Here is a 20,500-nt window from a genome sequence, read left to right as displayed (position 1 = left end):
AAAGTCAGTCATCACTTAAAATAGAATGCAAAGTATCAATCAAACGTAGATTATCTTCTGCTAAACCTACGGTAATGCGCAGCCAGTTATCTAAACCATAGCCCTTTAATGGACGCACAATAACCCCTTGCTCAAGCAGCGCCTGATAAACCTTCACTGCCTCCTCTATCTCAACCATTATAAAGTTGGCATGCGACTTAATAAAAGCCAATCCTAAAGCATCAAACTGCTTTTCAAGCCAGCGCATTTGCTCTTGGTTTGATACCCGTGTTTGCTCAATATAATCCTGATCCGCCAAAGCGGCAGTCGCTGCAGCCAACCCTAATCGGCTAACATTAAAGGGCTGGCGAATACGGTTCAGCAGCTCAGCTACTGGCGGCGAACTAAGCGCATAACCAATGCGCAGACCAGCCAATCCATAAGCTTTTGAAAAAGTACGTACGATAACCACATTATCGAACTCATCTAATAGCGCCCTATTATTACTCTCAGGGCTATATTCGATATAGGCCTCATCGAGTACTACCAAAACTGAAGGCAGTAAACTGGCCACAAACTCGCGCAGCTCTTGATGCTCAAGCAGAGTACCGGTGGGATTATTAGGATTAGCAATAAATACCATCTTGGTACTAGGATTATCCTCTACAGCCTTACGCATCGCTAGCAGATCATGGCCAAAACGCTGCGCAGGTACCTCAATACTAGAAGCGCCTTGCATGTTTGCTAACATTGAATAGATCACAAAGGCATATTGACTATAAACAATGGTATCGTCACTACTAACAAAACTACGGGTTAAAATATCGAGCAAATCATCAGAACCGTTACCTAAAGTAATACACTTTGCACTGATATTATTAAAGTCAGCTAAGGCTTGTTTGAGATAATAGCCATTACCGTCTGGATAACGTGATAATTGCCCCAATTGTTCAGTAATAGCTAGGGTTACATGCGGCGAGCAGCCCATTGGATTCTCATTACTCGCCAGCTTCACCACATCGAAAACGCCATACTCACGAGTTAGCTCTTCAACTGGCTTGCCCGTTTGATACGGTGTCAGCTCTAAAATGCTGTCGTAAGCTGGAGTCAAAGGCGCTAGCTTTGATAATTCTGCTGACGGTGCTGATTGCGAGCGAAACGATTGCTGTGCGGGCATGATTTATCCTTAGTAAAGCTTGGCTAAAAGCGCCAACTTACAATATTTTATCCAGTTAAAATAATTCTTTATTCTATTAACTACTAATTACAACACCGCTTTAGGATAAGAGCCCAATACTCGTACATCTTTCACCAATGGGCGAATATCAGCGATAGCAGCGCTAACATTAGGATCTTGGATATGACCATCCATATCGATAAAGAATACATACGCCCACTTATTAGGACGTTCAGGACGGGTCTCGATACTGGTCATCGATACCCCATGATAAGATAACGGCTTTAATATTTCGATCAAGGCCCCTGCTTTATCATGCGCAGATACCACAATGGAGGTCTTGTCTTGGCCCGACGGAGCTACCGATTCGTGACCAATGATTAAGAAACGAGTGGTATTGCTAGGATTATCTTCGATATTTGTATATAACTTATGCAGATCATATTCAGCTGCTGCCACATCACCAGCAATAGCGGCTGAATGCCATTCGTTTTTCAGACGACGAGCGGCCTCTCCGTTACTCGATACCGCTACGCGCTCGACATTTGGGAAGTTGACATCGAGCCAATGACGGCACTGAGCAAGCGACTGTTGATGCGAGTAGATACGGCTTATGCCATCGATTTTGGTATGCTCAGCGACTAAAAAGTTTTGATGAATAGGTAGCTCAACTTCACCGATAATCTTTAGCGTAGATGATAAGAACCCATCTAAAGTATGATTAACCACGCCCTCAGAGGAGTTCTCCACTGGTACTACACCGTACATGGCAGTGCCCGCTTCGACTTCACGAAACACATCGGTAATGGTAGTAAGCGGCATGGTATCAGCGGCTTTGCCAAAATGCTTTAGAGCAGCGGCGTGGGTAAAGGTACCAATAGGGCCTAGAAACGCAATGCGCTGCGGCGCTTCTAGATCCAAACAAACCGACATGATCTCACGAAACAGACGCGCCATCTTTTCATCAGCGATAGGGCCGGTATTACGTGCCATTACGGCCTTTAATACTTGTGCTTCACGCTCAGGACGATAAAAAATCGGATCGGGTTCAGCGGTGCCATTATTGTTACTAGCACTCTTTGCAACGTGATCTTTTTTGACGATGGCGACTTGCTGAGCCAACTTAGCACGATTATTAATGAGCGTTTGAATCTCGCAGTCGACTTCATCAATCTTTTGACGTAGACGGCCTAAGAATTCTTGATCTGTTGAGGTCTCACTATTACCGGCATCGATTGGATTTAAGTTGTCTGTATTTTGCTCTGCTGACTGCTCACTCATTACCGTTTGTCCTTTTTATCTTTAACTGTTATTTAATTTAGTGATGCTTATAATAATACTGTTTATAAATAAAGGCTTACTATTAGCAGCTTACGCCCTTCCCTTAGGCGCAAAAAGCATAAATTTAATAAGTAGCCAAATAATCGTCTCTACTATAACAAAAACTGGCTGCAGTGCCCATGTGTAAATAGATGGAAATTTGCGAAATGATTAAATCTTAGCTTATTAGCACTTAATATCATCTGCTAAAGCCTACTAAAAATAGGCAGCATGCAAATTTTTCTCCAAACTATGATACAGTCTAGGACATGTCCTTATTTTGGGATATACCAATAATACCGTTTTATTATTAATTGATTATGCAAGGATAAACGATGAGCGCATTACAACAACTTCGCACCATGACCACTATTGTCGCTGATACTGGTGATTTAGCTGCCATTCAACGACTCAAGCCCATTGATGCGACCACCAATCCCAGTCTGATTACCAAAGCGCTTATTCATCCTGATAATCAGTCTATGCTCTCAGAAACTATGAGCCGTTATCAAGGGGATGTGGATGCGGTCATTGATGCCCTTACTATCAAAATCGGCTGCAATATTTTAGAATTAATCGAAGGCCGAGTCTCTACTGAGGTCGATGCACGTTTATCTTATGATACTCAGGCAACTATTGATAAGGCGATGGAGTTTATTGAAGCTTATCAACAAGCGGGGGTTGATTCAGAGCGGGTGTTAATCAAGATGGCAGCCACTTGGCAGGGTATTGAAGCGGCACGTTATCTTGAGACCCAAAATATTCATTGTAATTTAACTTTGCTATTCGGTCAGCATCAGGCGATTGCTTGCGCTGATGCCGGCGTGACCCTGATCTCGCCTTTTGTGGGACGTATATTAGATTGGCAAAAGCGTCAACAAAACCGCCAAAACGTCCCAGTCTCTGATGATATGGGGGTGCAATCGGTTAAGCTCATTTATCAATACTATAAACAGCACGGCTACGACACTCAAGTCATGGGCGCTAGTTTCCGCTCGGTTGAACAAATACTAGCATTAGCAGGTTGTGATTTATTGACCATTGCTCCGAATCTGATTGATGAATTGGCGGCGATGGATGTTGAAGTGACACGCCAGCTGTCGCCAAGTATGTCTATGGATTTGGATGATATGAAAAAGGTAAGCCTGACCCATGAAGAATTTAGTGCGGCTTATCAACAAGATAAGGTCACCCAGAACTTGTTACCTAAAGGCATTGATGGCTTTATCGGCGCCCGTGATGAGCTAGCAAAGGCGCTTGCGGCTATGCGGGATTAGGGTTTGACAAGGCTATCTTTAAAAATTGGGTCAGCCTATGCGTGAACACTGGATAAAATAACTTAATATTACATTTCAATATTTGGTTAAGACCATTTTACTTTGGCTTTGAATGGCATCGAAGGTAATTGTAATTAGAGCACATTTGCTATTCTTTATATCAAATTTGTTCTTTTACAACTTCTTGCATGTTGAACGTTCTAGAATTAAGCCCTGCCTTTGAAAATTTGTATCTCATATAGGAAGATATATCCTCCTCATGAGAGGACACAATTAGTTGACGGTCTTTAAGTTCACAGCGTAGCAGGTCTATTAGGGAAGCTATATTAATTTCATCTAGAGATTGAGTTGGATCATCAATCAGTATTATAGGCGTAGTTGCATACACTCTATTCAACGCAAGAAAGAATGCAAGACCTACAGCAGAGAGTTGCCCAGAGCTCATAGAAAGTATCGAGTCATGCTCAGACTTTTCAGCAGTTGTAAATTTTAATTCATTGCCTTCCCTACTTTCAATGAAGAGTCCAAGACCTCGCTGGTAGTTTTGTATCAATCTTCCACTATAGATATGAAATATAAGTTCAATCTCAGAAATGGTTTGGTTAGCATAGCTTTTTTCACATTCAATCAATAAAGTCTTGAGCTTATTAACCTTTTCTTTAGCTAAAAGGGCGGCTTTATCTTTTTGTATATGGTTAGCTAAATCACGATTAATATCTTTTAAATCAGCATTTTTAGCTTCATTCGCTTTTTGAATGATATATTTTATTTTTTTCAACAAATCATCACTTTGAACTTTATAGAAATCTTCAATATCCTTAAATACTGTAGTTATTGTATTTTCCCAATTTATCGGTAAGATTTGGTTTTCAATTTTTTTTAATAACCTAATTGAGTTTGACAGGGCTAAAAAGTTTTCATCTACTTCTACATTGTTAGCAACAAAACTAATAGGGTATGGGATATTCAATTCTTTTAAGCGATCAATCAAACTCTCGATATTTGTAATTTTTTCATGGTTATTTATTAAAAACTGATGTAGCTCAGACTGATAGTTAATAATGAGTGGCTCATATTTACTATTAATGCTTTCTAAGATAATGTCGAGATCTGCTCTTATTAGTGATAACAGTTCATAAAGTTTCTTATCCTCAGAACTTAAACTATCGGCAATAGATTCTTCCCTTTCTTTAATTACTGAGAGAAGTTTCTCTTGAGAATGCCAATCAGTATTGCAAAGAGGGCAAGAATGATCATTGGGGTGTAATTTGTAGTGCTCTTTTATAATTTTTTCTTTAAGATTATGGAGTTCATTAGCTATAGCTGACTTCTCGCTTGTGCTACTTAGTAATTCATTACGATAAATAATCATAATCTCAAGGTGTTCAATATTACTAGAATTTAACACTGCATTTTGTTGAATTTCAGAGAATTTTATTTCTTTTTCATCTTTCTGGAGTATTGCTTTAGCGATTTGCAGTAAATCAATCTCTTTTTTAGCTTTATCTAATTCTTCTTTTAAATAAATGTCATTTCCTACTTTTGCTAAAATTTTTATCAATTCTTTGTTTGAAGACAAGTAAGTATCGATTTTGATATTGTATATTCTATTCTTTATTGCCTCCTTAAATGGTACTAAATTTATTAATTCCTGCACTTCGCTTTCGTACATGGTGTAATCTTCTGAACGATAACTAGAAGGAAGAGCTTCCATATCCCAAGTAGGAATAGCGGCAGTTGTACTAATTCTTATATAGTTATTACTATCTTGATCTCCTCCTAACGTTTCAAGAAGAGAGCTACGTCTAGTTTCAAGTTCTATCTTTTTTTTGGCTCTATCTGAATTATTAATGAATGAAGAAAGCTTTCTTTCAACTGATTTACAGTTTCCAATCTCAATATTTATTTCTGAAGTTTTTATCAAATTCTCGAGGTCATTTTTTCTTTTATCAACCTTCGTTGATAAAAGATATTGATTCTGACCTTGTTCCAAATAATTGAGTATCGAGTAATTTTCAACAAACCCTTCTCCGAACTTACTTTTTATGAAACTTTCATCACGCATGTTCTGAGTATAAAAATCGTTAGATTCAAAACATTCCAATTCATAAAGAAAGAAATAGTCGAAAATATCTGCTTTATTATTTGTTTTCTTCTCAACATCTTCAACACTTGCTTTCCTAGCTAAAACAAGCGTATTCTCTTCATCCTTAAATTCAATTTTGATCCAAATATCTAAATGAGAAGATCGCGTATTCCAATAAAGGTTATCTGTATAATTTTTCTTTTTATCTAGCATCACAACTCTAAACAAACGTTTTATTCGAGAAATTTGACCAGTTAAAAGTAACTCAATTGCATCAAATGTACTAGTTTTTCCGAATCCATTTGGACCGTCAAGTGTAACGAGAGAAGAGTCTTCCGCGTCGAGTAAAATATGCTTGAAAGCTTTGAAACTTGATATTTCAATTCTAGATATTTTCCATTTCATTGTTAATCAGTTCCTCGATTAATTTATCTTCATCATATTCCATAGTTTGAGATTTTTGGATCTTCTCATATAAAGATGATAACTCATTCTCACTTACTGCTTCTTGCGCTTGGTGCTTTAATGGTATTAACTTGTCATTATTATGAGGTAACTCTAAAAATGGTAGTTTTATGAATATTCTTGCTGCTAAGCTATACATAGAAGGTTGGAGAGGGTCAATCTTATACTGTGTAAATTGATGTTTATCAGATATAACTTTTTTAAGGTCATTAAAATTGATATCTTTAATTATAGCTTCTTCTGCATCAATATAATAAAGAACGTATTTTTTATATTGATAGGGGTCTTCTTCTATGGCGAAAATCTCGTCTTCGATAGATTTAAAGCTAGCCAAATGTTCAATTTTTAGAATACAGATTAAATCAGAGTTTTTTTTATAAGCTGGGTTCTCTAAAAACGAAGAAGGAGAGTTTTTAGTAACCAGTGTATTTAGTTCTTCGGCTGATACTACATCATATAGTTCATATATTATTGCAAACCTAATAGCGCTTTCTTCTTGGAGGATGTAATATTTGCTAAACTCTGTTTCAGATTCAAGTCTGAAATCATGTTCTTCTAATGCATCACTGAGAATATCCTTAAGCATTTATTAGTTCCTCTGCATCATTAATTTTTACTATACGTACATGTAAAGGTTTTATTATATTGTCATATTGTTCTACGCTGTTAGCAGTGTCTTGATCGCTTATGTTAGTTATTTTAGAGTTGACTACAAAAGACTTAGGAGTATGAGAGGCTATAAGGTTTCCATATTCGTATAGTAATTGTAGAAGGTGATTGTTATTCTTAGCTTGTTTTATAATTTGATTAATACATTGAGTAGTCCCGTCTTCATCTATTAAAGAGATAGCAGTAGGTAAATAAAAATTATTCTCTTTGTCTCGATAATGCGGTACTCCATCAAAAACTGGATCTATACAAAATTTTTGAATAAGACTAGAATAGTGAAAAATATCAGAATCTCGAACCTTTGAAAAATTTTCACATGGATTTATTAACTGACATAATCTTTTTAAATATTCATCTTCTAATTTATAAATATGTTCAAAGAGATATCGAGCTCTTATCATTTGTTCGTTTGATAATCCATTCAGGTTGTTAGCTATTTTTTCTTCCATATAGTCAGATAAATCAGCCTTGAGCGTTGATGTGAAATATTTGATATTTTCATAAGGATTATTATTAAACAAAGAACTTATTATATCTTTTACATGGATTCTCGAACAATATGCAGCTTCATCTTTAGGTATTTTATCTACTTGTATTTTTCTATGAGTTTCTATGGCATTGGTACTGATTTTTTCTGATATCGCAGAATAGTTCGTTTTTAGGTAGGATTCATCTGTCGATAAAGGAGCTTCAACATTGTTATTTTCAAATATCTCTAAAATTAGACTCTCACTAAGACCTTTAATATCTCCGAGCCCACAGTACTTTTTAGTACCATACCTATAGATTTTTACCAATTCCCCGTTATCGGCAGTATAATCGTTTACATCATTCAGATTTACAGAAACATGTAAGTACCTAACGGAATCTTCAATTCTATCTCCTTCAATTTCGGCAGCTTTCTCCAGAGCACTTTTATAACTCGAACGATACTCACTAACCATTGCCTTTACTTGGTGAGCACTCACAAGTAACCCATCTCTGTAAATTGCAAAATCTTCAGTGCTATCTAACTGTAGTTCGAAATCATCGTAACCTTCAATTATCAACTTTAAACAATGATAAAGAGCAACTTTGCCTTGATATACAAACCCACTCCATGTTGCGATAGCACTATGAGGATACTGCCTTTCATCGTCCAATTTAAAACTCCCTTCTAATTGCTTTATGATTTTGGATCAAAGTCTTCTTTGCACTAATAGAGTTTATAGTCTCTACAACCGAATAGTTCAAACAACTTATTTATTCTAATAGAAATATTATAGCATTTTAAGTATACAAAAAATAACCTTTAATGAAATTAGAAATATTATTTCAGGTGTTCAAATAGCAATAAATATCAACTTTACCAAATAATTAATTCTTCAAACTTAAAGAAATTTATTATACCGCTATCAGTATATAATCACTAGCGCATGGTATTATTAAAAATTACTAACAAAAATTAAAAAGCGCCCTGACTATAAATCAGGACGCTTTTTAAACATCGTTTCTAAACCCTAGTATTTTTAAAAACCAAAACTAAGCACCCGGCACCTTACCACCATTAGCAGTAATCCAGTTACGCATTTGCTCAATTTCAGGCTGCTGAGCATCGATAACCTCTTGCGCCAGATTGCGCATCTCTGCATCCTTGCCGTATTTGAGCTGTACTTCTGCCATATCTACCGCGCCCACATGATGCGGTAACATACCACGAGCAAAGGCCATATCCGGGTCAGGGTCAGCGATACCGAGCATCATCTCATCATGCATTGCGTCCATACCATCCGCATAAGCCTTTTGCATGGCTGCAGTATCAGCAGTAGCTTCAGCAGCATCAGGATTGTTAGCGAGCCAAGTTTGCATCTGTTCTATCTCAGCTTTCTGAGCATCGATAATCTCTTGTGCCAACTGACGCATTTCTGGATCACTGCCATATTTGAGTTGAATCTCTGCCATGTCGACCGCACCAATATGATGACCGAGCATACCTTTAGCAAATGCAGCGTCAGGATCATTGTAGTTCATACCATCCATCATCTCATCATGCATCTTGATCATCGAATCATTGTACTCTTTATACATAGGCGTCGTTGGCCTACCCTCTGCTGCCATCTCATGAGCATCGTTTACTGCCGCAGCTTCAGCTTCAGTCATATCAACGGTTGCGACATCTTCTGTTGCTGCTCCGTCTATGACATCAGTATCATTGGCAGGCTGGCAGGCACTGAGCATCAGAGCAGTACTCACACTAGCGGTTAGCATAGCAAGACGTGAGCGATTAATACTAGCCATGGTTTCTCCTTTATTATCATCTAAAAAAAGACTGGTAAATCAATTAAGATTTACCAGTTATGAACACTTATTGTTGTTAAAGACTGTATGTTTAAGCTATATATTTAAATGGGACCAAATTAAGGTTTATTTTAAATCAACTACTTAAATGAGCAGTTTAAACCGTTAGCTCAACCTTTATATACCCTTAGCCTATAGCGGCAACTGAATAGAATCAATAACAGTAGCTACTCAAATTGTATGCCCTTTGTTCATTTATACTTTTATCCAGTTTTATCCTCAAGTATTTTTATGCCCTCAACACCGTATAAACAGGTACGGGAAATTTGCCGTGCAAATCGACTAAGTCTAACAATACTAAAGCCCCTACTACGGTGTGTTCAGCAGATTTGCAAAGCTCATAAGCCGTGGTCAACGTACCGCCTGTCGCCAAAATGTCATCTACCAATAATACTCGCTCAGGAGGTAGGTTATTTTGCATCTCCAGTGTATCTTTGCCGTATTCTAGAGCATAAGCTTTATTAGCAACTGGAGGAGGTAGTTTACCCGGTTTACGTAATAAAATCATACCCTTACCCAGCCTACCTGCCAGCAAGCTTGCAAATACAAACCCGCGCGCTTCGACCGCGCCTAGACAATCGACCTCGTCCATAAGACCTTTAGGTAAAGCCGCTAGTAATGCATCAATAACCTCATTAATATGACTGCGCAGTAAGGGCGTAATGTCATAAAAGTCAATGCCCGGTTTAGGAAAGTCAGGAACTGTGCGGATGATTTGCCAAAAAGGATGATCCGTAGTTATATCATCAGACAGTTCAGACTCAGTATTAAGAGGTTTAGCAGTAGCGCTCATAGCGATCCTTAACTTAAACGACTGATAGAGGCAAGCCCTGATATATCAGCCATTAGCAATATATAATAGTGAAATTAATGGCGGCTATCATAGCATAACTGGCTTTATTTTAGCGGCTTAGTAGCATAAAAAGAGAGTCAATAAAGGAAAATAGAAAAATTGACTGAACGCTAAATTTGAACTTGATAAACACATATTTATCTCAATATACAAGTGTAAACTTAATCATGTCAGTCTAGTTATATGCTAAACTACGTGCGCTTTTATAGTATCAGTATAACCTTGAGGCAAAGCCTAAAAGTAGGTTATAAAGTTGATATCGATCGATAGGAATAAATATGAAACGTTATGAATGTATTGTTTGTGGCTGGATTTACGACGAAGAGCTTGGCTGCCCAGAAGAAGGGATAGCTCCCGGTACTAAATGGGAGGATATCCCTGATGACTGGACATGCCCTGAATGCGGTGTGGGCAAGCTTGATTTTGAGATGGTAGAGTTTTGATTAATAGCCTTTTAGTTAACGATACTCTAAATAGGAAAGCTTATGATCGACCCAAAACATTCACAATCCTTCAGTCATTCTGATGATCTTGATGCTGCTGACTCTTCAGCAGTCTCTTACTATTATCCCACGCCGGCATGGCAGCAATTTGGTAAGCATGCTTGGCGTGCCTCTGATCTAAATGATGATCTCTATCAGGCCATGATCGATATCGGAGATGGTATTGAGCTGTGCGTTGAGGCTGGCGGTGATCCTACCAATCCCCCTTTACTAATGATTATGGGATTGGGCTCACAGATGGTTTTTTGGCCAAACGATTTTGTTAAACGTTTGATTGATGCCGGATTCTTTGTGATCCGTTTTGACAATCGTGATATCGGCCTGTCCTCCAAAGTTCAAATCGAAGGTCTACCTCGGGTTAGCCAGCTAAAGATGATGATGCGCTTACAAACCGGATTATCGAATAAGAGTCAGCAGGTCGCTTATAATTTGACCGATATGGCAGAAGATACGGTACGGCTAATTAAGGCGTTAAATCTTGGCAGCACTCATCTGCTCGGCGCCTCAATGGGCGGTATGATCGCTCAGATCGCTGCTGCGCGTTATCCAAGCTTAGTAAAACGTATGGCACTTATGTTTACCACCACCAACCGCGCCTTTTTGAAGCCTCCTAGACCAAAACAGCTATACACCCTGATCAATCGTCCTGAGAGTCATTCTGAGCGCGATATTGTGCGTCATAGCGTTTGGTTTATGAAGACCGTAGGAACGCCAGGGCATGTCAATGTGCGTACTGTACGTGAGATTGCCAAGATACGCTATCAGCGCAATTTCCATCCTTTAGGTACAGTGCAGCAGCTTAATGCTATTTTAGCTTCAGGCTCTATCAGCCGCTTTAGTAAGCAAGTTAAAGCCCCAACTATCGTGATTCATGGTAGCGCCGATGGTCTACTGCCAGCTTCACAAGGGCGGGTGGTTGCCAAAACCATTCCCAATGCAGCTTTTCATTTGATAGAAGGTATGGCTCATGACATCCCTACCTACTATCAGCCCTACTTGGTTGAATTGATCCAAAAGCATTTATTAGATTAGGACGTGTTGAAAAAAAACAGCGCTAGAAGTTTTAAACAACCTCTAGCGCTGTTTTTATGTAAAAGCCAGCTATGTTCAAGCGGTATTGTTGGACATATAGTTGAGTCACTTTAAAATCCTTACTTTCAACTGACTATATTAACCTTATCAATCACAACTAACGGTTTCGCCCTGTTTATCAATACACATTTTATCGCCATTGTTGAGATTGCCCACCCAAGCTTTGCCATTATTAAAGACAAAAGCGGATACGCCGTTATAATTGTCATGGGCTTTAGTTATCTTATTATCATAACGAAAAGGGATGACTAAATCGCCGCCTAAGTTAACAAATCCCCAATTATCATCGACACGCACCCCAGCTAAACCCTCAGAAAAAGGGCGTACATCATCGAAGGAATAAGTAATCATCGTTACCTTTTTCTCATCCACGAATCCCCACTTTCCGTCTTGCTGATGCGGCTGCAAGGTTGTAAAAGGAAGGGGTATAGAGGGGTTCACTCGATTGTCTGAGGCTTGCACAGGCGCTTTAGTTTCGGCTTTGGCATTAGGGTCGCTAGTCGTTTTACCATTTTTATCCAGCCGGCTTAGCGCTTGGTTCTTGCGCACCTTTGCTATGCCGCCGCGATAATTGTCAATATTAGTAATGGCGGATGAAAAAGGCACGATAGTTTGATTAGAGGTATTAATGACCCCGTAATGACCATTTCTTTTGACCACAATGCGCCCCTCAGATACGGGACGTGCCCAGCCTTGATCGTCTTTTAAAATATCATACATAGTCGGAATCACTAACCGGCCTTGCATGTTGACATAACCGACCCGGCTGTTACGTTGTACTGGCATTAGACCGCCTGCTATCTTGGCTCCATCGACCCGTTGAAAGTCCATTAAGTCAGCGACCTTTTTACCATTTTTATCGATAAGCGCTACGGGGGCACCAAAGTCTTTTTTCGCTAAGAAGTAATTACTATCAGCGGTACAAGAGACATTCTTATAATAACTTTTAGGGACTTTGCAGCTGGCTGCTTGCACAGTTGATACCATAAAAACACTACCAACTACCACACTGATAGCTATAGATAGACGTAGCAAGGTTGCCATTATAGAAGCAAATAGCAAATAAAAAGCCTTCGATATATTTTGCAAGCTAGTGGTTCTGTAGCTGGTTTTATAGATATTACTTTGATCCATAAAAGAACCCAATAGTAAGAATTAAACGTGATTAGAATAAAAGCTTCAAGCTATTACCCTCTATAAATGCACTTCGTAAATAATCATTTCAAATACAAGCAGTTACTTTAGCAAATAGCAGCTCAGCCGCCTATCAATATTAAGTAAAGGTGTAACAGCAAGCTATAGAATCTGTCAGAAAATTGTCAGCATTCGCATTCAACTCTGACATCTAGTAAACTTTAGCTTGGGTTCATTTTGAACGGTAAATAGCTATATCAGCGAGTGAAAAAGCTGGCATTTACGCAAAGGAAAAGTTATGGCTGACGCAGCTTCACGCTCTGCATCTATTGGTTTAGTGATAGGTTGTATTATCTTTGGCTTAGGCAGCCTTATTGTCGCTCATGTGGATATTGGCGGCTGGGCGATGTCGTTCTGGCGGCTAGCAATCTCAGGCGTGGTCTTTACTATACTAGCGAAAATGACAGGGCAGCGATTGCCTCGTTCGCGTCGAGCGGTAGTCTATGGATTATTATCTGGGGTTTTCTTAGGTTTAGACTTAGCGCTTTGGCATGAGAGTATTTATGCGGTTGGTCCCGGTATCTCAACCTTATTAAACAGTTTACAGATATTTTTCTTAGCCGCTATTGGGTTTTTATTCTTCAGTGAGCGCCAGTCTATTTTACAATTGATCAGTCTTTGCTTAGCCATGTTAGGGGTAGCTTTGATTGGTAGTCCCGAATTTGCTCAAAATACCGCCGCTACTTGGGGTTTTGTCACCGGTATCGTATCAGGCGCTATGCTCGCCGCCTCTATGAGCTTTATTCGAAAAACTCATGATACCGAACCGACACCCATCTTTATATTGATGCAACTGGTTAGTGTTGGCGGCGTACTGGCGATGATTATACCGATGCTAATATTAGATAGCGGTAATATTATGCCCAGCACTTGGTCTGAGCTCGGTTGGATTTTGATATATGGCGCTGTCATGCAGTGCTTGGCTTGGGGCTTGATCGCTTACTCTATCCCCAAACTATCACTGGCAATCACCGGTCTACTGCTATTGAGCGAGCCCATTGCAGCCTTAGTGATAGATTACAGTTGGCTTGGTAAATCCATCAATACTTTGCAGTGGAGCGGCGCATTTCTGACTATGTTCGCCATTTACCTAGGCTCGCTGAATCCCAAACCGCGCACCCTAAGACGCTATCGCTTCTTTTCCCGATTCTATAAACGTAAATTCTAGGGCATGTCGATATAAGTACTAATAAAAGAGCTAACCGCTAAAACGACTCATTAAGCTCTTACCCAATTCCTTTTATTTACCCTTAGGCTTTTTGGCGATTAAATAAAGCATTGAGCACAATAGCAGTCAAAGTTGCCGTACCAATACCGCCCAAATCAAAGCCGCCTATATGTAGACTAAAGTTGCCAGTACCCATAATAACGGTGACCGCTGCTACGATAAGATTGCTATTTTTAGTAAAATCAATACGGTTATCCAACCAAATTTTAGCACCGGCAATAGCAATTAAACCAAATACGATAATAGAAGCACCGCCCAATAATGCTGGCGGAATAGTTTGAATAATAGCGCCAAACTTGGGTGACAACCCTAATAAGATAGCGACCAGCCCAGCTACGACAAATATCGTCGTACTGTAGACTTTGGTCACCGCCATGACTCCAATATTCTCAGCATAAGTAGTCACCCCGGTACCGCCGAATCCGGCTGAGAAAGTGGTGGCTAAACCATCAGCGAAGAATGCTCGACCCATATAAGGAGTCACTCGAGCTTTGGTCATGCCTTCAACCGCTTTAAAATGACCCAAATTCTCAGCAACAAGGATAAAGGCGACTGGCGCAATTAAAACGATAGCGCTGAGCTCAAAACGTGGCGTATGTATATCCGGCAAGCCAATCCACGCCGCCGCTTGAACTCCGCTAAAGTCAATCGGTGTCCCATAACCCATAATATTAGTTACTAGATAGTAGATAACATAAGACAGTATCAAACCGATCAATAGCAACAAGCGCCTGAGCATGCCACGAGTAAATACCGCCACCCCACTGATAAGCAGTACGGTCAGTGCTGCCATCCACGCATCGAACTGATTAGCCGATACGCCTTGAATAGTTACTGGTGCTAAATTAAGACCGATAATCATTACAATCGCACCGGTGACAATAGGCGGCATCAAGCTCTCAATCCAGCCAGTGCCCGTCTTCATAACCAGTAAACCAACCAGTGCATAAATGATACCGCAGACCATAATGCCGCCCAAAGCAACATCTAGATTGCTATTAAAGCCAACCCCAGCATAAGCCGTTACGGCGATGACCGGACCGATAAAAGCAAAGCTAGAGCCTAGGTAGCTTGGCATCCTGCCACCGGTAATCACAAAGAACATCACCGTACAGATACCTGACATCAAGATAGCTAGATTGGCATCAAAACCCATCAACAAAGGGGCTAGAACGGTGGCACCAAACATCGCAAAAGTATGCTGGATACCTAATAACAGACTTTTAGCTGGTGGCAAGTATTCATTGATACCGACAGGATTAAGATCAAGATCGCCCGTATAAGGCCGCCAATTGGGGAACCAACGTCCATTTTCAAAATCTGGATTGTTAGTCAAGTTCATAACCGCAGGATCGATACCAGCAGCTTCTAATGCATTGGGCTCTTGAGTGGAATGCTCTGAGGAAGGTTTCATGCGTACTTTTCCTTTATGGCCTAACAGAGTAAATCAGATGACCACCTTTACTCAGAATAAATTAATACAACGACATCTTATAAAAAAGCACTCAAAATCAAGCCTTTATTATCTACTAGCGTTAACTTTTGCTAGCGATCTAAAGATAGATGTGTTCTACTAAATTTAATATTTTAATTGCTAGTGCTAATAGCTACTGAGTCTTATAATGACGCTTGATAACGGCCATTGATTTACAGATTGTTACACAACTATTGATGCCGTGCATCATAACGGAATTTAATAATAAACAAAAGCGATTATTCACTCTCCATTTATACAGTACAGTCGAGCTTTTATCCTTTTATTTTAATTTTTTGGTAGTCTCTCATGATTAGTGTTTTTGATTTATTCAAAATTGGTATTGGTCCCTCAAGCTCACATACTGTGGGGCCCATGGTAGCTGCCAACTTATTTTTAACTTCATTAGTAAAGCAAGCTCCACTAACCACTATTAAAAGCATTGAGGTTGAGCTTTACGGTTCTCTTGCCGCCACCGGCAAGGGGCACGCTACTGATACTGCAATCTTGCTAGGTTTGCTCGGTCATACGCCAAGCACCATTGATACGCGTCTCACTGAGCAATATCTAGCGCCTATACTGTCTGATAAAACACTGAATTTATCAGGCGCACACCTTATTGACTTTGACAGCGAGGGTGATATCTACTGGTACGATGACACCGTCTTACCTTATCATCCCAATGCGCTGACCCTTCGTGCAGTTTTTTTAGATGGGGTGGTTTATCAGCAAACTTATTACTCTGTTGGGGGCGGTTTTGTTATTAATGAACAGGATGCTAGCACCCCAGATATAGATCATGCCAGCCCTACTATTAATGATTTACCTTACCCCTTTAACAGTGCTGCCGAATTACTTGAGCAATGCCGCCAACATAATCTCAGTATTAGCGAGCTGGTACTGGCTAATGAATGTCATTACCGCGATGAGAGCGAGATATTGTCTTATTTAGATGCCATTTGGGAGGTGATGCAAGAGTGTGTCAGACAAGGGTGCCAAAATGGAGGAATACTACCTGGAGGCTTAGAAGTAAAGCGCCGTGCGCAAGCGCTACATCTGCAATTATTGGCTGAAAAAGAGCTGCCTATAGCTCAAACGGATAAATTAGCGGCAATGGATTGGGTCGATCTTTATGCATTAGCGGTCAACGAAGAAAATGCCAATGGCGGCAAAGTAGTCACTGCGCCTACGAATGGTGCGGCAGGAATTATCCCGGCAGTATTACATTATTATCGCGACTTTCTACAGAGTTATGGTCAACAAGGCGTACACCAGTTCTTATTAAATGCTACAGCGATTGGCAGCTTAATTAAACAAAATGCCTCTATTTCAGGCGCTGAAGTGGGCTGTCAAGGAGAGGTGGGCTCTGCCTGCGCAATGGCGGCTTCTGCTTTAGCAGAGATCTTAGGCGGCGACCCTGCCAAGTGCCTTAATGCCGCCGAGATTGGTATTGAGCACAACCTTGGATTGACTTGTGATCCCATCGGTGGCCTAGTGCAAGTACCTTGTATTGAGCGTAATGCTATGGCGGCAGTCAAAGCTATTAATGCCGCCCGTTTGGCCTGTCGAGGTAATGGTCAGCACTTTGTTTCATTGGATAAAGCCATCCAAACCATGAAACAGACTGGTGCTGACATGTCTGATAAGTATAAGGAAACCGCTCGTGGCGGATTGGCAGTTTACGCTGATGACCGTATCCCTACTGCAACCAGCGGCGTCAGTGTCAACTACAGCCAATGCTGATGATAAAAGTGTTTTTAAGTAAAATTAATACCAGTAGCACGTTCGAACCTACATAACAGTTTTACTTTCAACTGACTATAGTACAAAATGCAAAAAAGCCTCTAACGAATTAGAGGCTTTTTACTAGACTTGTAAATATTTACCTTGTAAAAACTTAATTATACAATATCAGTGATTTAACGATTTAAGATATTAAATAATTTAAAGATAAAATTATTCAGCAGTTTTTGAGATAACTTCATTCAAGATCCAAACAGGCTCTACCACACCGCTTTGAGTATCGGCTACTGCTTCTTGACGAAGGTTTAGCACATAGCGATAATTAGGCTCATAAGTGAAACCTTGGATATCACCGTTTAAAGTGTTGTAGTTTTTGCGGAAAGTCTCACGATACTGTAAGCACTGAGCTTCCACTACTTCACCACGGGTGTTTACACGATCACAAAGCGCTTTACGTGGTGCAATTTCCACGTCGAAGCTTGGGATATTAACGACTTTGACATTCATTCTTTCGCCATCGACAACCATCGTACGTTGGTCATCTAGAGCAGCAGTAGAACAGCCAGCTAGAGCGACAGTACCCATCAATGCAGCAATTGCTAATTTTTTCATTATATTTTCCTCAGTTAATTACTATTTGTTCATCTTTTTCATCACTAAAACCACCTAATTCTAATAGAAATCATCATCATTGAGGTGGCTGTGTTTGTTGTCGTACTACAGTAAGTATAAGAGATTTAAAACACTATCCTCTATAACTGCTTTGTAACTTAACGTCAGGATTTGCAACTGAAAACTATTTTTACGCTCACTTTAAATAGTTATATATTAATCAAGAGCAAACTATCAGAATCCGCAAGCATAGTTAATTTGGTAACTAGCACTTCGGATCAACTCACTTTAGCTACGGTAGTCAGCATTAATTTTAATATAATCATGAGATAAATCACAAGTATAGACCGTATCGCTAGCTGTACCACGAGCCAGATCGATATGGATAGTAATCTCAGGGCGACTCATGACTTCTTTACCAGCTGCCTCGGTATAATTCGGAGCTACCACCCCGTTTTGGCAAATCATAACCTCATTTAGTGAGACATCAACTTGATCGGTATCTAAATCGTCGATACCAGCATAACCTACGGCCGCTAAAATACGTCCCCAATTGGCATCGCTGGCAAAAAAGGCGGTTTTAACCAAAGGCGAGTGCGCTACTGCGTAAGCCACATCGCAGCATTCTTGGGTGGTTTTGCCGCCCGTTACCTTAACGGTGATAAACTTGGTAGCCCCTTCACCATCACGCACAATCAGTTGTGCCAAGCGTACAAACACTTCGGTTAAGGCAGTAAATAATGGCTGATAGTGTGGATGATCAGTACTATCTATCAGCTCTGAGCTGGCGGTAGCCGTAGCTATCAGCACACAGCAATCATTGGTAGACATATCACCATCGACGGTAATACGGTTGAAGGACTGCTCATTAATAGCGATAAGCATCTCTTGCAATAAATCTGCTGCAATATTAGCATCGGTAGCCACGTAGCCCAGCATAGTTGCCATATTGGGGCGAATCATACCTGAGCCTTTGGAGATACCAGTAATGTGGTAGCTCACACTTTTATCAGTAGCGCTGTCAATCTCGACTTTTTGGCTGGCAAGCTTAGGGATGGTATCGGTGGTTCGAATACCGTTCGCTGCCGCTAGCCAATTATCAGAACCCAAATTAGCCAAAGCACTATCTAACCCTGCTATTACCGCCTCACTGTTCAAAGGCTCGCCAATAACGCCAGTAGAAAACGGCAGTACTGCCTGAGTATCTACCCCAGCCTTTTGTGCTAGCGCTGTACAGATATCTTGAGCACGGCGTATACCATCAGCGCCAGTACCCGCATTAGCATTGCCGGTATTGGTAATTAAATAACGCGGACTGGACTGACTAAAGTGTTCACGCAGTACTCGTACAGGTGCGGCGCAAAAAGTGTTTTTGGTAGTAACAACTGCCGTTGCTGCCGTCTCAGCAATTTTGATAACCACTAGATCATCACGATCTTTATAGCGCACGCCGGTGGCAGTAGTACTAAGAGAGATACCGTCGATGGGATAAATAGTATTGGGTACTGCAACGTTGCCGACAGCCATAGTAAATCCTTTTTTGAGTCATTTTGATAAAAATATTAGGGTCTGTTAATAGAAATAAAGATTAAAACTATACTTTACTCAAGTCAAATGCTGACCATATTGGGGCATGATCAGAGGGTTTTTCCATTGCTCGTAGCTCATAGCTAATACCCGCATCCACACATTGGTCTACTAAATCTGTAGTACATAAAATATGATCGATACGTAAACCACGCTTAGGATCATCATTAAAACCACGGCTACGATAGTCAAACCAGCTATAAAATTCCGTGCTAGTGGGATAATGCAAGCGGTAAGTATCTATGAGCTCACGTGACATTAAAGACTCATACCATTCGCGCTCTTCGGGCAAAAAAGAGGTTTTTCTATTCTTAAGCCAGCGCTTCGCATTGGCTTCACCAATACCCACATCAGTATCTTCGGGTGCTACATTCATATCACCCATGATAATCATCGAGCGCCCTTCCGCTTTTAGGGTATCAATATAAGCGATAAGATCAGCATAATAAGCACGCTTCATAGGGAATTTGGTCGGATGATCTTGGCTTTCACCTTGCGGAAAGTAGCCATTAAGCACATCAACCTCGCGCCCTTGCAATAAATAACGCGCATGAATAAAGCGCTTTTGCGCCTCCTCGTCTTCACCCGGAAAGCCTTTTTGCACAAATATAGGCGCCACTTTGGACAATAATGCTACCCCATAATGGGCTTTTTGACCGAAGTATTCGACGTGATAACCTAAACCCTCTACATTTTTTAAGGGAAATTGGTCATCGTGGACTTTAGTTTCCTGCAGACCCATAACGTCAGGATTTATTACCGCTTGTACGGCTTCTAGCTGATGTTGACGGGCGCGAATACCGTTAATATTAAAGCTTACAAAACGAGTCATACGTTGTCCTATATTATTATTTACTGGTTTATACTTTTTAGATAGCTTAGAAACTATTTATTATAAAGAAAC

General features: G+C 40.2%; 17 protein-coding genes. 5 read left to right on the top strand and 12 right to left on the bottom strand.

Features of this window, described 5'->3' with window-relative positions:
- Positions 1–4 precede the first annotated feature (4 nt).
- Positions 5–1,156, bottom strand: a complete 1,152-nt coding sequence (gene hisC / locus JMX18_RS03555; protein WP_201584282.1) for a histidinol-phosphate transaminase — start codon at positions 1,154–1,156, stop codon at positions 5–7.
- An 87-nt stretch (positions 1,157–1,243) separates the two neighbouring features.
- On the bottom strand, positions 1,244–2,437 hold the full coding sequence (gene pheA / locus JMX18_RS03550; RefSeq protein ID WP_227674546.1) for a prephenate dehydratase: 1,194 nt from the start codon (positions 2,435–2,437) through the stop codon (positions 1,244–1,246).
- 374 nt (positions 2,438–2,811) lie between these two features.
- On the opposite strand from pheA, the gene JMX18_RS03545 reads away from it, so the two are divergent.
- Positions 2,812–3,753: a transaldolase gene (locus JMX18_RS03545; protein ID WP_201584279.1), complete on the top strand. Its 942-nt coding sequence runs from the start codon at positions 2,812–2,814 to the stop codon at positions 3,751–3,753.
- Between the two features lie 160 nt (positions 3,754–3,913).
- Here the strand turns inward: JMX18_RS03545 and JMX18_RS03540 are convergent, their stop codons facing one another.
- From JMX18_RS03540 to JMX18_RS03520, 5 genes are all read right to left on the bottom strand, one after another.
- On the bottom strand, positions 3,914–6,244 hold the full coding sequence (locus JMX18_RS03540; protein WP_201584276.1) for a recombinase RecF: 2,331 nt from the start codon (positions 6,242–6,244) through the stop codon (positions 3,914–3,916).
- On the bottom strand, positions 6,225–6,890 hold the full coding sequence (locus tag JMX18_RS03535) for an ABC-three component system middle component 1 (RefSeq protein ID WP_201584274.1): 666 nt from the start codon (positions 6,888–6,890) through the stop codon (positions 6,225–6,227). The genes JMX18_RS03540 and JMX18_RS03535 overlap by 20 nt, the downstream gene beginning before the upstream one ends.
- A complete protein-coding gene (locus tag JMX18_RS03530; RefSeq protein ID WP_201584271.1) occupies positions 6,883–8,115 on the bottom strand; it encodes an ABC-three component system protein in 1,233 nt (410 codons plus the stop codon). Before JMX18_RS03530 ends, JMX18_RS03535 begins: the two co-directional genes overlap by 8 nt.
- 379 nt (positions 8,116–8,494) lie before the next feature.
- The gene (gene copM / locus JMX18_RS03525; protein WP_201584268.1) at positions 8,495–9,250 is read right to left on the bottom strand and encodes a CopM family metallochaperone; all 756 of its coding nucleotides are present in this window, start codon (positions 9,248–9,250) and stop codon (positions 8,495–8,497) included.
- 289 nt (positions 9,251–9,539) lie between these two features.
- Positions 9,540–10,103, bottom strand: a complete 564-nt coding sequence (locus JMX18_RS03520; protein ID WP_201584265.1) for an adenine phosphoribosyltransferase — start codon at positions 10,101–10,103, stop codon at positions 9,540–9,542.
- 338 nt (positions 10,104–10,441) lie between these two features.
- On the opposite strand from JMX18_RS03520, the gene JMX18_RS03515 reads away from it, so the two are divergent.
- Positions 10,442–10,606 (top strand): rubredoxin, encoded by a 165-nt coding sequence (locus JMX18_RS03515; protein WP_201584262.1) that lies wholly within the window; start codon positions 10,442–10,444, stop codon positions 10,604–10,606.
- Positions 10,607–10,648: 42 nt separating this feature from the next.
- Positions 10,649–11,698, top strand: coding sequence for an alpha/beta fold hydrolase (locus JMX18_RS03510; RefSeq protein WP_201584259.1), 1,050 nt, complete (start codon positions 10,649–10,651; stop codon positions 11,696–11,698).
- 147 nt (positions 11,699–11,845) lie between these two features.
- On the opposite strand, the gene JMX18_RS03505 is transcribed toward JMX18_RS03510, so the two are convergent.
- Complete coding sequence (locus JMX18_RS03505) at positions 11,846–12,892, bottom strand: WG repeat-containing protein (protein ID WP_227674545.1); 1,047 nt, start codon at positions 12,890–12,892, stop codon at positions 11,846–11,848.
- 298 nt (positions 12,893–13,190) lie between these two features.
- On the opposite strand from JMX18_RS03505, the gene JMX18_RS03500 reads away from it, so the two are divergent.
- Positions 13,191–14,120, top strand: a complete 930-nt coding sequence (locus JMX18_RS03500) for a DMT family transporter (protein ID WP_201584256.1) — start codon at positions 13,191–13,193, stop codon at positions 14,118–14,120.
- 82 nt (positions 14,121–14,202) lie between these two features.
- Here JMX18_RS03500 and JMX18_RS03495 read toward each other — a convergent pair whose 3' ends face one another.
- Positions 14,203–15,522, bottom strand: a complete 1,320-nt coding sequence (locus JMX18_RS03495; protein ID WP_201588201.1) for a solute carrier family 23 protein — start codon at positions 15,520–15,522, stop codon at positions 14,203–14,205.
- Positions 15,523–15,963: 441 nt separating this feature from the next.
- On the opposite strand from JMX18_RS03495, the gene JMX18_RS03490 reads away from it, so the two are divergent.
- Complete coding sequence (locus JMX18_RS03490) at positions 15,964–17,397, top strand: L-serine ammonia-lyase (RefSeq protein WP_201584253.1); 1,434 nt, start codon at positions 15,964–15,966, stop codon at positions 17,395–17,397.
- A gap of 213 nt (positions 17,398–17,610) precedes the next feature.
- On the opposite strand, the gene JMX18_RS03485 is transcribed toward JMX18_RS03490, so the two are convergent.
- From JMX18_RS03485 to xthA, 3 genes are all read right to left on the bottom strand, one after another.
- On the bottom strand, positions 17,611–18,009 hold the full coding sequence (locus JMX18_RS03485) for a DUF4377 domain-containing protein (RefSeq protein ID WP_201584250.1): 399 nt from the start codon (positions 18,007–18,009) through the stop codon (positions 17,611–17,613).
- A 288-nt stretch (positions 18,010–18,297) separates the two neighbouring features.
- Complete coding sequence (gene argJ / locus JMX18_RS03480) at positions 18,298–19,536, bottom strand: bifunctional glutamate N-acetyltransferase/amino-acid acetyltransferase ArgJ (protein WP_201584246.1); 1,239 nt, start codon at positions 19,534–19,536, stop codon at positions 18,298–18,300.
- Positions 19,537–19,603: 67 nt separating this feature from the next.
- A complete protein-coding gene (gene xthA, locus JMX18_RS03475; protein WP_201584244.1) occupies positions 19,604–20,428 on the bottom strand; it encodes an exodeoxyribonuclease III in 825 nt (274 codons plus the stop codon).
- Positions 20,429–20,500 lie beyond the last annotated feature (72 nt).

The sequence above is a fragment of the Psychrobacter jeotgali genome, assembly GCF_904846315.1.
GTDB lineage: Bacteria > Pseudomonadota > Gammaproteobacteria > Pseudomonadales > Moraxellaceae > Psychrobacter > Psychrobacter jeotgali.
Note: the sequence above shows the minus strand (reverse complement) of the source record. Positions and strands in the feature narration are given on the sequence as shown.

Bases quoted from the DNA above. Each gene is read 5' to 3' on its own strand.
- hisC (WP_201584282.1), bottom strand. From the start codon at position 1,156: ATGCCCGCACAGCAATCGTTTCGCTCGCAATCAGCACCGTCAGCAGAA.
- pheA (WP_227674546.1), bottom strand. From the start codon at position 2,437: ATGAGTGAGCAGTCAGCAGAGCAAAATACAGACAACTTAAATCCAATC.
- JMX18_RS03545 (WP_201584279.1), top strand. From the start codon at position 2,812: ATGAGCGCATTACAACAACTTCGCACCATGACCACTATTGTCGCTGAT.
- JMX18_RS03540 (WP_201584276.1), bottom strand. From the start codon at position 6,244: ATGAAATGGAAAATATCTAGAATTGAAATATCAAGTTTCAAAGCTTTC.
- JMX18_RS03535 (WP_201584274.1), bottom strand. From the start codon at position 6,890: ATGCTTAAGGATATTCTCAGTGATGCATTAGAAGAACATGATTTCAGA.
- copM (WP_201584268.1), bottom strand. From the start codon at position 9,250: ATGGCTAGTATTAATCGCTCACGTCTTGCTATGCTAACCGCTAGTGTG.
- JMX18_RS03520 (WP_201584265.1), bottom strand. From the start codon at position 10,103: ATGAGCGCTACTGCTAAACCTCTTAATACTGAGTCTGAACTGTCTGAT.
- JMX18_RS03515 (WP_201584262.1), top strand. From the start codon at position 10,442: ATGAAACGTTATGAATGTATTGTTTGTGGCTGGATTTACGACGAAGAG.
- JMX18_RS03510 (WP_201584259.1), top strand. From the start codon at position 10,649: ATGATCGACCCAAAACATTCACAATCCTTCAGTCATTCTGATGATCTT.
- JMX18_RS03505 (WP_227674545.1), bottom strand. From the start codon at position 12,892: ATGGATCAAAGTAATATCTATAAAACCAGCTACAGAACCACTAGCTTG.
- JMX18_RS03500 (WP_201584256.1), top strand. From the start codon at position 13,191: ATGGCTGACGCAGCTTCACGCTCTGCATCTATTGGTTTAGTGATAGGT.
- JMX18_RS03495 (WP_201588201.1), bottom strand. From the start codon at position 15,522: ATGAACTTGACTAACAATCCAGATTTTGAAAATGGACGTTGGTTCCCC.
- JMX18_RS03490 (WP_201584253.1), top strand. From the start codon at position 15,964: ATGATTAGTGTTTTTGATTTATTCAAAATTGGTATTGGTCCCTCAAGC.
- JMX18_RS03485 (WP_201584250.1), bottom strand. From the start codon at position 18,009: ATGAAAAAATTAGCAATTGCTGCATTGATGGGTACTGTCGCTCTAGCT.
- argJ (WP_201584246.1), bottom strand. From the start codon at position 19,536: ATGGCTGTCGGCAACGTTGCAGTACCCAATACTATTTATCCCATCGAC.
- xthA (WP_201584244.1), bottom strand. From the start codon at position 20,428: ATGACTCGTTTTGTAAGCTTTAATATTAACGGTATTCGCGCCCGTCAA.